Here is a 13738-nt window from a genome sequence, read left to right on the forward strand (position 1 = left end):
GTTGGTAGGTTATGCTTATTGGCTCTGTTCTCAATAAGCCTATTGCATTATACTTGGTAAGCAGTACGGACATGGCTCGTTTATCCCAGTTCGGTGGGGTTACTCCTTTTGATTGGCAGAACTCGCATAGCTCCTTATAAATCCCTGCATTGGTCTTTTTAACAGAGGAATTGATAAAACAGCCTGCTGTCAGTTCGTAGCCATTAGAAATAGGCTTTATAAGCCCTAATTGCTGACATTCTTTAATGAGAGCTGTTATCGTGTTTCTCGATAATCCGATACCCTTTGCAATTTGGGATATACTTCATTGAATGGTATCCGTATTATTAAGGCATATTGCCTTTAATAAGAGCAGAAACCCTGCAATCTTGGCGGGATAGTTCTTTTGAAAGAAACTATTATCGAGGAAGAAATAGTTGGTCTTTATTGGGGCTATATAGTACGTGTTCCGCTTTATAAATCCTCTGTCTGCATCTTCTTTAATGGTAGTCTGCACGGTCAGATAACCTGCATCCTTTAAGCGTTTAATGCTCCGTCGTATAGTTCTTTCATCCAATCCCGTCAGTAAGGATAGCTTTTCTTCTGTTACATGGGAAATATTCGTCTTGTGGTTGGAGCAATATTTAATGGTTGCTCACACGTAAATATCGACGGGTTTACTGTTTCCCGTCTGAAAGTTCACGATTGATTTGGGGATTACGGTATAATTCATCGTTAGCAATGGAATTGTGATTGTTCGTAAATATAATCTCTTTTAAGTGCAGTAGTTTTCGGAAGCAGGCTACGCCGTAATGTTCTTTGGCCTGTTTACGGTTATCGAATCACTTGCGGTCTTTGATATGGTAGTACATGGTCGGGAAGACTTTAATAGGTAGTGTATAAGTAGGTAATGTATATATAGGACACTTTTGAGCAGTTTGCATAGGACAGATTTGAGCAACTCTCTATCCCGTCATTCAAAAACCTACTATCTCTTTAATTGGAATCTTCCACATTTTCTGATTCTGAAATATATTCTTTATAGGAAATCTTCATTTCACACTCAAAAAATGTGGTAAAGGATTTCACCGCATTTTTTCTGTGTGTGAAATATCTTTTTATAAGGGAATTTCATTTCCGACACAAAAAATATGCGACTATCAACCAAAGACAAGGACAGCATATAATGCCATCCTTATCCGTCCTATAACATATTTTCTATGGAAGAAACAAGAATTACCCTTGTCTGTGACAATGATGTGCAAAGGTATAAAGCATTTAATCAAAATCCAAATTTTAACATAATATTTTACAAAAAAAATTTAATCGAAGTCTTATGGTTGCTGTTCTTGCAGGCTTTCATTATCTTTGAGTAACCGAAAACTTTACGATTATGGGCTATACGATACCTCAAAATTGGAATGATGAAGCTATGGAGTATGTCAATAAACTGACAGACAAAATCAATGTCGGTTGGGATGGCGAGGACTATTGTTTGAGCGACTGGAATTTGCGGTTTCTCTCCCGAATGAATAGAGAGGTAATAAAACCGCCGTTCACATATCAAGCATTCCTCGATAATAAAGACATTATCGCTACATTGGAAGGATACGAATTAGATGTAAAAAAATTCTGGTTCGCCCTGCTTTATATTTACGATATTACAATGGATTTTGGAATAAATGCAGCAGACGCCAGCAAGACGGATTATGATATATTGGTTGAAATTGAAGATTATCTGGAGAATCATCCACAAGCCGTTCTTTACCTGTCGGACGATAAGGAGATTCGCAAAAGCTACCGTTATGAGACCAACAGCCCTGTAATATTGCAAAATCTACGTCGATTCGTGAAGCGGGAACTTGACAAATACCAAGAAGCACCACAATTAAAGGTATGGACGCTTGATATTATGTGCAGGAATTACACGAAATCATTTGGTGCTGCTCAACAACAGGTGTTGTTGTACAAATTATTTAAGGTATTGTTCGATGTCCTCGGCATGCCCGATTTACGAGCCGAACGTGGTAGTACCGTTTCATACAGCAAACTATTACTTATTTCTCGGATTATCCATTTCTGCCGACTATCGAGAAAGGAGGTATTTTTGGTAAGTGATTCTGCGTTGAAAAGAAATATCAAACAATATGGAGATTTCGATTTCAACCAACGGCATCCCAAGACTTATGCAGGTGGTTTGAAACTCCCCAAAGAAGAGGGTGAGTAAATCGGCCTGTGTTTTACTCCCTAATAAGGGCTGAATTTCTATCGACCTTTGTGGTGTCGGGAGGGCGTTCCTCTCGATGCTCCAGCCAGAGGGCGATGGTCTGAAGCAAATAGAAGCCCCTCCGTAAAGGACGGAGTAATCCACAGCTATGAAAAAGATGAACATCACCATCGAGAACGAAGCACGCCAGTTTGCATTTGTCAAGGGCAACCGCGCGATCAACGCCAAGACGGTTAAGGCCAAAGAAAATTCCATTAAGGAGTACGGGCAGTTGTCGCCCATCATAGTAGTTAAGGGAGAGGATGTCTACCTTATGGACGGTCATCTGGTAGACCTCGATGGGAACGACATTCCCGATGACCAGACCGAAAACTACTATGCCGTGCTGGACGGTCAGCACCGATTGGTTGCCTATCTGAATTTGAAACTGAATCTGGATGACTTCGTAATTTGTGAGCCGCTGAATGTCGAAATGTCGATTGCGGCACTGATTGCAGAAATGAATATCTGCACAAAGACGTGGACGGGTACGGATTATATGGCGGCTCCTGCAATGATGCTCGGTGTCGAAAATAAAGTCTTTGAGTTTGCAATGTACCTCCGTAGCAAAGGCTGCCCGCTGGCAACCATTTCCTTATGGTGTACGGGCGCAAATTCCCTCAAACCAAAAGACCTTGTGGCCTGTGTCAAGAGTAAGGAACTGCCCAAAGCATTTGGAGAGGCTGGATGGTATGAACGGAGTGTCAAGTGGTATGAGGCCGCGCAAGGCAAATTTCCAGATACGTTCTTGGCAAAAAAGTACCTGATTACCCACCTCTCCAAGAAATTCAGCAATGCGGCAGACCCTACGGCGTTTACTGTTCAGATGGTGGAGCAAATCAATCGACTGACTGCCGAACAAGCGCAAGAGATTATGAAACCTCAGACAGGAGAGGGGCTGTCACGGGAACAGGCCACATATGATATGCTGGAAAAACACCTCGGATAATGAGGAGGCTACCCATCATTAGGAAAAAAGGAGGTCGGTTACCATATTGGTCGCCGACCTCCAAACTCCTATAACAAGTGTTGCATTGCAGCGTCGATTTGTGAGTTCTCGAAACTGTCCAAGTAAATCTGTGTCGTGGATAGGTCTGAATGCCCCAATGATTCGGAAATGATGGCAATATTCACTCCCGACCTTTTCAGCACGGTGGCGAACGTATGCCGAGCGACATAGGTAGTCAATGGCATTTCCAATCCTATCTGCTCACCCAGCGTCTTTAACTCCCGATTGACTTTCCGCAGAACCTTGTGTGTGCGGTTGAAAATCTGTTGTGCTGTCTTGTGTTCCGTGCGGTCGAGAATAGGGAAGATATAATCTTCTTGTGCGTGGTTGGCCTTGCTGTATTTCTCGATAATCCGCATGGCGTTCGGTACGAGTTGAAAGGACAGCAATTTCTGTGTCTTGTGGCGGGAGTAGTAAATCCTGCCGTCCACAATATCGCAGTAACGCAGGGTAGCCATATCCGTAAAATTAATGCCTGCCGTGTAGTAGGAGAACAGAAAGATGTCCCGTGCAAATTCGGCATAGTTCGTCCTATAATTAGGGGCTATCTCCAATGCAACGAGTTTCTGTATATCCTCTTTCGTGATGGCTCGTTTCCTCGTCCGTGTCCATAGGCTACCGACCTTGTATTTTGCAAACGGATTTATCTTTTGGAGAAACAAACCCTCTGCAAGAGCCTTGTTATAGGCGGCCTTAAAGATGGCAAATTTCGTGGCTATGCTGTTGTTTACATTGCCCTCTTTACGCAGGAACAATTCAAAATCACGCAGGAACGCTAAATCTATTTCATCGAACCGAGTGTTCAGCGACCTAAATTCAGACAAGCGGGAGAGTAGGGAACGGTGTTTGGATGCCGAGCCGTATTTGCCGAGCGTTTCCAGCCGTTCTATGGTCTGTTTCAGATATTCTCCAACAGAACAATTCAATCGTTTGCTGTTCTGCTCAAAGAGATTTTCAAAGGTTACGGGAATATCCATAACCTCTAAACGCTGGATTTTCTTCTCGTACTCTTTTATTTTGGCTGTTATCTGAAACTGAATATTGTCCCTGTCGGGGCAGTCGTCCGTGACCTTTTGTGCTTCTGCGTCCCAATGTTTAAGCGCAACGGAAACGCCCAATCCGACTGCCTTTTTGCGTTTGCCCTGAAAGAATAAAAGGCACAATGGAGAGGTGGAATTTTTATAAATAATTTCTTTGCGGCATATAACTTTGAATGTCATTTGATTACATTGTTATATGCAGTTGGGTGTGTAGTTCTCTATGTGGAGCCTAATGTGTACTCTGCACCCTCAAACGGGCTGTTTTTGCCCTAAAAATGCCAAAGGGGAAGGAATAGTATAAACACAAAAAAGACCGATAATCATTGATTATCAGTCTTTTGCTTTGTACCCCCTCAGGGGCTCGAACCCTGGACCCCAACATTAAGAGTGTCGTGCTCTACCAACTGAGCTAAAGAGGCATCAATCGTTATCCGATTGCGAGTGCAAAATTAGTGATAATTTTTTTTATTGCAAAAAAATCCTGCAAAAAAATCCCGATTTTTTTGCAATAAAAGCTTTTCGCGTTATCGCAGAGCCACTTCGGGTTTATTGCATCTCCAGTTTGTCGCTGTTCCACTCTCCGGCGGCATCGGGATAGATGAACGGCCGCGGGTCGCCGGACTTCTTCATGTTCAGGTAACTTTCGTAGAGGTTGATGCCGTTGGCCGATTGCGTGGCCAGCGAAAAAGCGATTACCGACGGATGCCGTTTCGAGGCATGGTAGCTGTCCGCCGTACGTTCGACGTATGCCCCCAGCCATTCCGGGTCGTTCGACGGATTGCCGCCGATCCGCCTCGATTCACCGCTGCTGCGGGTGTCGATCGGCGCCTGTACGATCACGTACATTCCCAGCGTGTCGCAGGTGTCATACAGCGTTGGGGACACCGACCCCGGGAGGAGTTTAAGCGTGTTGTACCCTTGTCCGCGCAATGCCGCGATCTCGTCTGCCGAGGCCTGGGCGGGAATCTCGCGCGTGCGGAGCGTGACGGGTGTGCCGTTCACCGCCAGCTGTCCGTTTTGTACCTCTACGGTACGGAACCCCAGCGGAACCTCGATATACTCCATATAGCGGCCTTCGTGCTGGGTTTTGACCCGCAAGGTGAAGCGTGTGGTCTTTTCCGGGCTCCAAAGCAGGCTGTCCGGAATACGTGCCAGGAACCGCAGGGTGTCCTCGCCGCGCATGTTGAGTTTGATGTCCTTGTAGCCCGTTGCCGAGGTCTTACCGGCTGGGGACAGCAATTCGTAGTGAACGCGCGACGTGCGCGGGTTGAGGGCTTCGCTCTTGACGACGAGTCCGACTTCGGCCATGACGTTGTCTCCCTCTTCGGTGCTGCGCCATGTCTTGGTGAGTATGTCGCGTACGCGCAATGTGGGCTGGCTCATGACCCATGCCGCTCCGATGGCCGGTGACGCGTCGTTTTTCCAGCTTTCGAGCCGTTCGACCTTCGACGGGGAACTGAGAATGACCTCCAGCGTGTTACGCCCCTCTTTGGCATGGCGCGTGAGGTTGAATTCAGCCGGGGCGTTGCAGTCGCTGTTGTAGGCTACCGCCTCGCCGTTTACGCGGATCTCATAGTCGGCCGATGCCCACCCGAGCCGGAACAATACCTGCCGGTTGGCCCAGGCGAACGGTACGGTGAAGTCCGTCGTGAAACTGTTCCCCTTTTGCGTCCATTCGTTCAGGCGCTTGAAATATTTGTTGTCGCTGCCGTCGGCCTCCGCAGCCTCCCGGGCGCTTGGGTAGACGAGCAGTTCACCGCGCATCGGTTCGCGGCCGTAGGTCGGAATATACTCCTGTGCCGCCAGCGTGCAGCACGAAAAAAGTGCTATGATCGAAAGAATACTCCTCATAAGGTTGTTTTTTTGTGACCATTCCCTTACGCCCGGCCAAACGAGTGCCCCGTGCGGCCCGGCGTATCGAAAATGTTCGTATATTTGTGCACGTAAAGATAGTAAATTTTCCGGAACTAAGATGTCTGCGCTCCCCAAACTCAATTTTCCTGCCATCCGGCTGCGTGCCCGCCGCCGCGAGGGACAGGTCGAGGTGTGGGATGACCTGCGGGGTATTTACCTCGTGCTGACCCCCGAAGAGTGGGTGCGGCGCCACCTGATCGCTTACCTCGTTTCGCACTGCGGGGTGCTGCCCAAGCGCGTCGTGCAGGAATATGCCGTGCCGGTCAACGGGCAGCCGCAGCGGGCCGACGTGGTGGTGGTCGGCGACCGTGCCGAGCCGCTGGTGCTGGCCGAATGCAAAGCGCCGGAAATCCGGATCGGCGAGCGAACCCTGGCGCAGGCTGTGCGCTACAATTCGGTGCTGGGGGCGCGGTTCGTGATCCTGACCAACGGCCTGCGGCACTACTGCTGCGAGTACCGCGACGGCAAGTACGTCCAGTTGTCGGGGTTCCCCGATTTCTCGGCCCTATAAATTCTTGAAATTCGAATCGATGTAGTGCTGGAAACTCTCCTTGTAGTTTTCACCGATGGGGACGTATGCCGTATCGCTCAGGAACACGCGGCCGCGGACATAGCCTTTGATGCAACGCAGGTTGACGATGTAGGAACGGTGCACGCGCATGAACATATCCGACGGGAGCGCCGCCTCCATGTTCTTGAGCCGGAAAAGCGTGGTGATCGTCGTGCCGTCGTCGAGGTGCATCCGCACGTACTCCCCTTCGCTTTCCAGGTACACGATGTTGCTGATCTTGACCAGCGAAACCTTGTAATCCGCTTTCACGGAGATGTATTCCTTGTCTTTTGGCAGTGCTTCGGGAGTGGCCTCGGGTTCCCCAGCACGCTGGTTGTGGCGCAGTTCGTAGAGCGAATTGGCTTTCCCCGCCGAGCGGCTGAAGTCGGCAAAGCTGAAGGGTTTGAGCAGGTAATCCACGGCGTCGAGCTTGAACCCTTCGACAGCGTATTCCGAGTAGGCCGTCGTGAAAATCACCATCGGCCTGTCGACCAGCGAGCGGACGAACTCCACGCCGCTCAGGTCGGGCATGTTGATGTCGACGAATATCAGGTCTACATGCTGCGAAGCCAGTAACTGCTGGGCTTCGAGCGCGTTGTTGCACGTCGCAGTAAGTTCCAGGTACGGGATTTTCTCGATGTAGCTTGTCAGTTGGCGCAGGGCCAGCGGTTCATCGTCTATGGCGATACATTTAAGCATTGAGGGTAGGTATTACGAGTTTTACGGTATAGGTCTCTTTGGTCTCTTCGATATCGAGCGAATAATTTTTCGGGCCGTAGATCAGCGAGAGGCGTTTGCGGACGTTCTCCAGCCCGATTCCGGCGTTGTGCTTCTCCGCCTGCGGGCTGTGGAGGCTGTTGCCGATGGTGCTGACGACCTTGCCGTCGGCGTAGTCGATCCGCAGGTGGATGAACGACGGCTTGCTGTAACTCACGCCATGCTTGAAGGCGTTTTCCACGAAAACGATCAGCAACAGCGGCGGGATGGAAATCTGGGGCGGCAGGTCGTGCGGGTATTCCACGCGAATGTCCACGGCGTCGGTGTAGCGGATGCGCATCAGCCCGATGTAATTCTGTACGAACTGGATGTCCCTGTTCAGGGAGATGATCTCGTGTCCCGATTCATAGAGCACGTAGCGCATCATCTTCGAAAGCTCGATCACGGCGCTCTTGGCGTATTCGGTGTCGATGTCTATCAGGGCGTGGATGTTGTTGAGCGTGTTCATGAAGAAATGGGGGTTTATCTGGTATTTCAGATAGTCCATTTCGGCTTCCAGGTTCTGGCGTTTGAGTTCCTCCATCTGCTGTTCGTCGCGCATCGACTGGTAGATGAGCTTGATACCCGTGTTGGCCCCCGTCATGAAGAACCCCAGCACGACGTTCCAGTACATTTCCAGGTTCGAGAACGAAGCTTTCCGGTAGGCGTCGAACGCTTCGGGGTCGCCGTGGGGGAGGAAGCGGTCGGTGAGGTGTTCTTCGTATATGTTCACCAGCCAGAATACGGCGATGATGAGTGCAAGGTCGCAGAGCAGGTATGTTTTGTACTTGCGGCGCAGCATGAGCCGCGGGGCGAGGACGGAATTATGGATGATGAAGATGATGAAATAGGGGGCTATCTGCCGCCATGCGATGAGTACGTTTTCGAAACTGATGTGCAGTTCCGACATCATCTGCGAATTGAGCACCGGCACCAGGATGATGGCTGCCCACACCATTACGTAGAGCAGGTTTTCTCCGACGGTTTGTTTGCGGGTCATTTTCATGCCGTAAAGATAATAAAAAAAAGTTACCCGGTGCTCCCGGGTAGCTTTCGTAAAAAAAGCAGGTAACCGAACTATTAGTGACGCCTCATTGTTGGAATGGATTCAGTGACTATGAAGAATTTGGGATAGAGAATCCAAGTGGTTACCTGCTGAGCCTTTATGTGTGTTTTTATTTGTTCAGTAGCGACGGACTGTATAAATAACGTTTGATACTCCGTTTTGGTGTCTTTTCGAACTCCGTCGGATAAATTATTATTTCCGACACCCGTTCGTATGCCGCCAGGAGCGAGTTCAGCTCCGTGAGGTTGTTCTGCATGATCTGCGGCAGGTCGTTCTTGTCCACGCCTTCCGCCTCGGCCTGTTCGTAGTCGGGGACGACCATCGCTTTGAGCTTGCCGTTGCCCGAGTCGAGTATCAGGGATTCGAGTACGAGGTACATGTTGTTGAGCTTGTCCTCGATCTCCTCGGGATAGATGTTTTGCCCGCTTCCGGAGAGGATCATCGTCTTCGAGCGTCCGCGGATGTAGAGCGTCCCGTCCGGATCCATCGTGCCCATGTCGCCCGTGTGGAGCCAGCCGTCGGGTTCGAGTACCTTCTCCGTATCTTTTTCGTTCTTGTAGTAGCCTTTCATCACATGCTCGCCGCGCACGACGATTTCGCCGGCCACGTGTTCCGGGTCGGGGGAGTCGATCCGGACGTCGAGCAGCCCTTTCAGGTAGCGGCCGCAGGAGCCCGCCTTGAATTCGTTGTCGGGCGTGAAACTGATGAGCGGCGCGCATTCGGTCATGCCGTAACCGATGGTGATCGGGAATTTGATCTTCATCAGGAACGACTCGGTCTCCAGGTTCATCGGGGCGCCGCCGACGATGAATATGTCGACGTTGCCGCCGAAGGCATCCAGCAGTTTTTTGCGGATCACCGAGTAGATGGCCGTGTTGAGCAGCGGGATCTTGACGGCGATCGACATCGGGCCTTTTTCGAGCATCGGCATCACCTGCTTGCGGTAGACCTTTTCGAGGATCATCGGTACGCAGCAGATGATCGTCGGTTTGACCACGGACATGGCTTCCAGCAGGATCTTTGCGGCCGGGATCTTACCCAGCAGGGTGACGTGCCCCCCGACGGCCAGCGGCGAGAGGAAGTCGAAGGCGCAGCCGTAGGCGTGGGCCAGCGGCAGGAACGACAGCGTGCGTCCGCCCTTGCGGAAATAGTGGGTGCCGGTCTGCGTGTTGACCATGCCGCGGGCGAAACTTACGTTGCCCGTGAGGTTGTTCACCGTGAGCATCACTCCCTTCGAATAGCCCGTGGTGCCCGACGTGTAGTTGAGCAGGATGACCTCGTCGTTGGGGATCTCGGGGTACTTGATGTCGTTTACGCTGAACCCGCGCGGATATTTCGAACGGTAGTTTTTCAGGATATCGCGCTGGAACTTGGTGAGCGCCTTGCCGTTGCGTTCGTAGATGGCGTGGAAATCGGTGAGCGAAAACACGGCCTCGATCTGGCGTATCTGGTCTTCTTCGATGATGTCCCAAAAGTTGTCGCCCAGAAAGAGCAGCTTGCTCTCCGAGTGGTTGATGATGTGGATGATGTCGGCCGGAGCGAAATCCTGCAATATCGGGACGATTACGGCGCCGTAGGAGATCGTGGCGATGTAGGTGATGCACCACCGGGGATTGTTGCGCCCGATCAGCGCTATCTTGTCGCCCTTCTTTACGCCGGCCTTTTTGAACAGGAGGTGCAGCTTGGCGATCTCCTTGGCCATCTCGTAATACGAGAAGGTTTCGCCCTTGAAATAGTCGGTCAGTGCCGGCATTTCACGGTTCTCGCGGAAACTCGTCTCGTATATTTTTATCAGGTTTTCCTCTAACATGATTGCGTCCTAATGTCCGGTGCAAAGATAGACAAAAAAACGATTTTCCAGCAGGGAACCCGCATTTTTTATCCTATTGTGCTTACTTTTTGCTCCAAAAAGTCCTGTGGGGCAGCTTCCGGAGCCTTATTTGTTTGCTCCCTTGTCCTTGGCTTCTTCCGGGTCGACTTTTACATGCCGGGGTTTCCAGATGTATATCTTCGATTCGGTGCCGGCCTTCAGCCGCTCGATGTTCTTGCGGTGGGTGTAAATCAGCAGGATGGCGATGATGAACGAAAAAACCACGAACGGCACCAGGTGGTTGACCTTCGGCGATATGAGCGTAAAGATCGGGAAGGAACAGCCTGCGACCATCGAGGCCAGCGACACGTAGTGGGTGACCATCAGCACCAGGAACCATACGCCGAAGCAGAGCAGTACGAGCGGGGCGTTGACGCCCATGATGGCCCCGACGAGCGTCGCTACGCCCTTGCCGCCCCGGAAATTGGCGAAGATCGGGAAGATGTGTCCCACCACGGCGGCGAACACGGCGATGAAACGCAGGATGTAGAACCAGTTTTCATTGGCCCCGTCGGCGAATACGCTGTCGTATTTCATCAGGTCGATGATCGTCACTGCCACGAAACCCTTCAGGAAATCGAGTCCGAATACGGGCAGTGCGGCCCGCCTGCCCAGCACGCGCAGCATGTTGGTCGTGCCGGCGTTCTTGCTGCCGTATTCGCGGATGTCGATGCCGTAATATTTCTTGCCGATCCACACGGCGCTCGGAATCGAGCCCAGCAGATAGGCGATGATAATCATGGTGGTAGCGGTGTAATATGTGAGGATCATAACGGTTTTCCAAGGGTTTGTGTAATGCAAATATAATTAAAAAATCCGGAAACGGAAGCCCTGCGTGAAAAATCCGCGCCGTTCTGCTGGCGGATTCGGGGGAATATCGTATCTTTGCATACTTTAAATGTATAACAGGGTATGAATACGAAAGCATTACTGGAACCTATGGGCTCGTGGGCGTGGTGGCGCTCGTGGTTCCTGATCTTTTTCGGGTGTTCGGTCATGGGTGCCGGCTTCGTGCTGTTTGTGAACCCTTACAATTTCGTGCCGGGAGGCGTGTACGGTATGGGTATCGTGCTGCACAACATTTTTCCGTCGATCCAGGTGGGTACGTTCGGCTATATGTTCGACGTGCCGCTGATGCTCGTTGCGATGCTGGTTTTCGGCGGGCAGTTCGGAACGCGTACGGTGCTGGCCGCGCTCTATACGCCCGGCTTTATGAACGTGCTCACACGGCTGGTCTACCCCGACGCCGCGGCGGTCGAGAGCCTCGACCCGTCGCTGTTGCTGGGCGGGCGGCTCGACCTGTCGAACGACTTGCTGCTGACGTGCGTCATCGGCGCCGTCGTCATCGGCGTGGGGCAGGGCATCGTCGTGCGCCAGCAGGCGACCACGGGCGGCACCGACATCGTGGCGATGCTGTTGCAGAAATTCGCGGGTATCAAGTTCTCGTCGGGCATCTTCCTGGCCGACGGTTTCGTCGTGCTGTCCGGCCTGGCCGTCATCGGCTTCGGGCTGGGGACGGGCGAAGCCGCCTCGAACGGCTGGATGCTGACGCTCTATTCGCTCATCACGATTTATATCACCTCGCGTGTGATCGCCTACCTGCTCAACGGTGCGTCGTACGACAAGCTGCTCTTCATCATCAGCGACCACCATCAGGCGCTCAAACGCTTCATCATCGAAGACCTCGACCGCAGTGCGACCTACATCAAGTCGAAGGGGATGTATACGGACGCTTCGCGGGACATGATCTTCCTGGTCGTGAGCCGCAAGGAGGTGCACCTCGTGCAACATAAGATCAAAGAGATCGACCCGGCGGCGTTCGTAGTCGTGACCGATGCCTACGAGACGTTCGGCGAAGGGTTCAAACAGTTCCCCGACAAGAACGAGATACATGCGGAATAACGGAAATTTGGAACGTGGAATTTAAACTCAATACGAATACATTGCGCCCCCTGTCGGGCGCCGGACGCAAACTTTTCGTCGAAACCTACGGCTGCCAGATGAATGTCGGCGACACGGAAGTCGTGGTTGCCCTGATGCAGCGGGAGGGATACGTCTACACCGAGGATATCGGCCTGGCCGATGTCATCCTGATCAACACCTGCTCGATCCGCGACAATGCCGAGCAGCGTATCTGGGGGCGTCTGGCCGAGATGAAACGCTACCGCCGGGCCAAACCGGGGCTCGTCGTGGGCATCATCGGCTGCATGGCCGAACGCCTCAAGGAGAAATTGGTCGAGGGCCCTTACGGCGTCGACGTCGTGGCCGGGCCGGATGCCTACCGCGACCTGCCGCGCCTGGTGCGCGAGGCCGAGGCGGGCGGCAAGGGGGTGAACGTCCTGCTCTCCACGGAGGAGACCTATGCCGAGATCGCCCCCGTGCGGCTCGACCGCAACGGCGTGAGCGCCTATGTGGCCATCATGCGCGGATGCAATAATTTCTGTTCCTACTGTGTGGTGCCCTACACCCGCGGCCGCGAACGGAGCCGCGACCCGCAAACGATCGTTGCGGAGGCCCGCTCGCTCTTCGGGAACGGATACCGCGAAGTGACGCTGCTGGGGCAGAACGTCAATTCGTACAAGGCCGGCGAGGTGGACTTTCCCGAACTGATGCGCCTCGTGGCGTCGATCTCGCCCCTGCTGCGCGTGCGCTTCGCCACGTCGCACCCCAAGGACATGAGCGACCGCCTGCTGGAGGTCATGGCCTCGATGCCCAATATCTGCCGTGCCATCCACCTGCCTGCGCAGTCGGGTGCCACGTCGATGCTCGAACGTATGAACCGCAAATACACCCGCGAATGGTATCTCGGCCGCGTCGCCGCCATCCGCCGTTACCTGCCCGATTGCGCCGTCACGACCGACCTGATCGCCGGCTTCTCGGGCGAGACCGAGAAGGAGCACGAAGCGACGCTTTCGCTCATGCGCGAGGTGGGGTACGAGTTCGCCTACATGTTCAAATACTCGGAGCGTCCCGGGACTTTCGCGCACGAGCACCTGCCGGACGACGTGCCCGACGAGGTGAAGTCGCGGCGGCTTTCGGAGATCATCGCCCTGCAAAACGAACTGGGGCATGCGAGCAACCTGCGCGACGTGGGGCGCGAGTTCGAAGTGCTGGTCGAGGGGCGCTCGAAGCGCGACGAAAAGCAGCTCTCGGGCCGGACGTCGCAGAACAAGGTCGTGGTCTTCGACCGCGGCCGGCACGACGTCGGCGACTATGTGCGCGTGCGCATTACGGGGTGCACCCCGGCGACGCTGTTCGGAGAAGAAATCATTTAAGGATATAATAAAC

Annotated in this window: 12 protein-coding genes and 1 tRNA gene; 5 read left to right on the top strand and 8 right to left on the bottom strand. The window is 52.5% G+C overall.

Annotation, left to right across the window (positions count from 1 at the left end; genetic code table 11):
- Positions 1 to 304 precede the first annotated feature (304 nt).
- Positions 305 to 628: a helix-turn-helix domain-containing protein gene (locus DW189_RS14720; RefSeq protein ID WP_349908730.1), complete on the bottom strand. Its 324-nt coding sequence runs from the start codon at positions 626 to 628 to the stop codon at positions 305 to 307.
- A gap of 744 nt (positions 629 to 1372) precedes the next feature.
- Between DW189_RS14720 and DW189_RS01020 the strand changes: the two genes are divergently transcribed.
- Both DW189_RS01020 and DW189_RS01025 read left to right on the top strand, forming a co-directional pair.
- The gene (locus DW189_RS01020; protein WP_117506564.1) at positions 1373 to 2206 is read left to right on the top strand and encodes a hypothetical protein; all 834 of its coding nucleotides are present in this window, start codon (positions 1373 to 1375) and stop codon (positions 2204 to 2206) included.
- Between the two features lie 148 nt (positions 2207 to 2354).
- A complete protein-coding gene (locus tag DW189_RS01025) occupies positions 2355 to 3194 on the top strand; it encodes a hypothetical protein (RefSeq protein ID WP_117506565.1) in 840 nt (279 codons plus the stop codon).
- Between the two features lie 68 nt (positions 3195 to 3262).
- On the opposite strand, the gene DW189_RS01030 is transcribed toward DW189_RS01025, so the two are convergent.
- The 3 genes from DW189_RS01030 to DW189_RS01040 all read right to left on the bottom strand — a co-directional run bounded on the left by DW189_RS01030 (position 3263) and on the right by DW189_RS01040 (position 6145).
- Positions 3263 to 4474 (bottom strand): site-specific integrase, encoded by a 1212-nt coding sequence (locus tag DW189_RS01030; protein WP_117506566.1) that lies wholly within the window; start codon positions 4472 to 4474, stop codon positions 3263 to 3265.
- A gap of 166 nt (positions 4475 to 4640) precedes the next feature.
- Positions 4641 to 4713: transfer RNA gene (locus DW189_RS01035), tRNA-Lys, on the bottom strand.
- 127 nt (positions 4714 to 4840) lie between these two features.
- Positions 4841 to 6145, bottom strand: a complete 1305-nt coding sequence (locus DW189_RS01040; RefSeq protein ID WP_117506567.1) for a glycoside hydrolase family 2 TIM barrel-domain containing protein — start codon at positions 6143 to 6145, stop codon at positions 4841 to 4843.
- 121 nt (positions 6146 to 6266) lie between these two features.
- Here DW189_RS01040 and DW189_RS01045 point away from each other — a divergent pair, with 121 nt between their 5' ends.
- Positions 6267 to 6719 (top strand): type I restriction enzyme HsdR N-terminal domain-containing protein, encoded by a 453-nt coding sequence (locus tag DW189_RS01045; RefSeq protein WP_055203175.1) that lies wholly within the window; start codon positions 6267 to 6269, stop codon positions 6717 to 6719.
- On the opposite strand, the gene DW189_RS01050 is transcribed toward DW189_RS01045, so the two are convergent.
- From DW189_RS01050 to plsY, 4 genes are all read right to left on the bottom strand, one after another.
- The gene (locus tag DW189_RS01050; RefSeq protein WP_117506568.1) at positions 6714 to 7457 is read right to left on the bottom strand and encodes a LytR/AlgR family response regulator transcription factor; all 744 of its coding nucleotides are present in this window, start codon (positions 7455 to 7457) and stop codon (positions 6714 to 6716) included. The genes DW189_RS01045 and DW189_RS01050 overlap by 6 nt on opposite strands.
- Positions 7450 to 8520, bottom strand: coding sequence for a sensor histidine kinase (locus DW189_RS01055; RefSeq protein ID WP_117506569.1), 1071 nt, complete (start codon positions 8518 to 8520; stop codon positions 7450 to 7452). The genes DW189_RS01050 and DW189_RS01055 overlap by 8 nt, the downstream gene beginning before the upstream one ends.
- A 169-nt stretch (positions 8521 to 8689) precedes the next feature.
- A complete protein-coding gene (locus DW189_RS01060; RefSeq protein WP_117506570.1) occupies positions 8690 to 10390 on the bottom strand; it encodes an AMP-binding protein in 1701 nt (566 codons plus the stop codon).
- A 126-nt stretch (positions 10391 to 10516) separates the two neighbouring features.
- The gene (gene plsY, locus DW189_RS01065) at positions 10517 to 11221 is read right to left on the bottom strand and encodes a glycerol-3-phosphate 1-O-acyltransferase PlsY (RefSeq protein WP_018695323.1); all 705 of its coding nucleotides are present in this window, start codon (positions 11219 to 11221) and stop codon (positions 10517 to 10519) included.
- 141 nt (positions 11222 to 11362) lie between these two features.
- Between plsY and DW189_RS01070 the strand changes: the two genes are divergently transcribed.
- Positions 11363 to 12352 carry a YitT family protein gene (locus DW189_RS01070; RefSeq protein ID WP_117506571.1) on the top strand — a complete coding sequence of 330 codons (990 nt, stop codon included), beginning with the start codon at positions 11363 to 11365 and terminating at the stop codon, positions 12350 to 12352.
- Complete coding sequence (gene miaB, locus DW189_RS01075) at positions 12349 to 13725, top strand: tRNA (N6-isopentenyl adenosine(37)-C2)-methylthiotransferase MiaB (RefSeq protein ID WP_390613183.1); 1377 nt, start codon at positions 12349 to 12351, stop codon at positions 13723 to 13725. The genes DW189_RS01070 and miaB overlap by 4 nt, the downstream gene beginning before the upstream one ends.
- Positions 13726 to 13738: the final 13 nt, after the last annotated feature.

Source organism: Alistipes sp. AM16-43 (genome assembly GCF_003435745.1).
GTDB lineage: Bacteria > Bacteroidota > Bacteroidia > Bacteroidales > Rikenellaceae > Alistipes > Alistipes onderdonkii.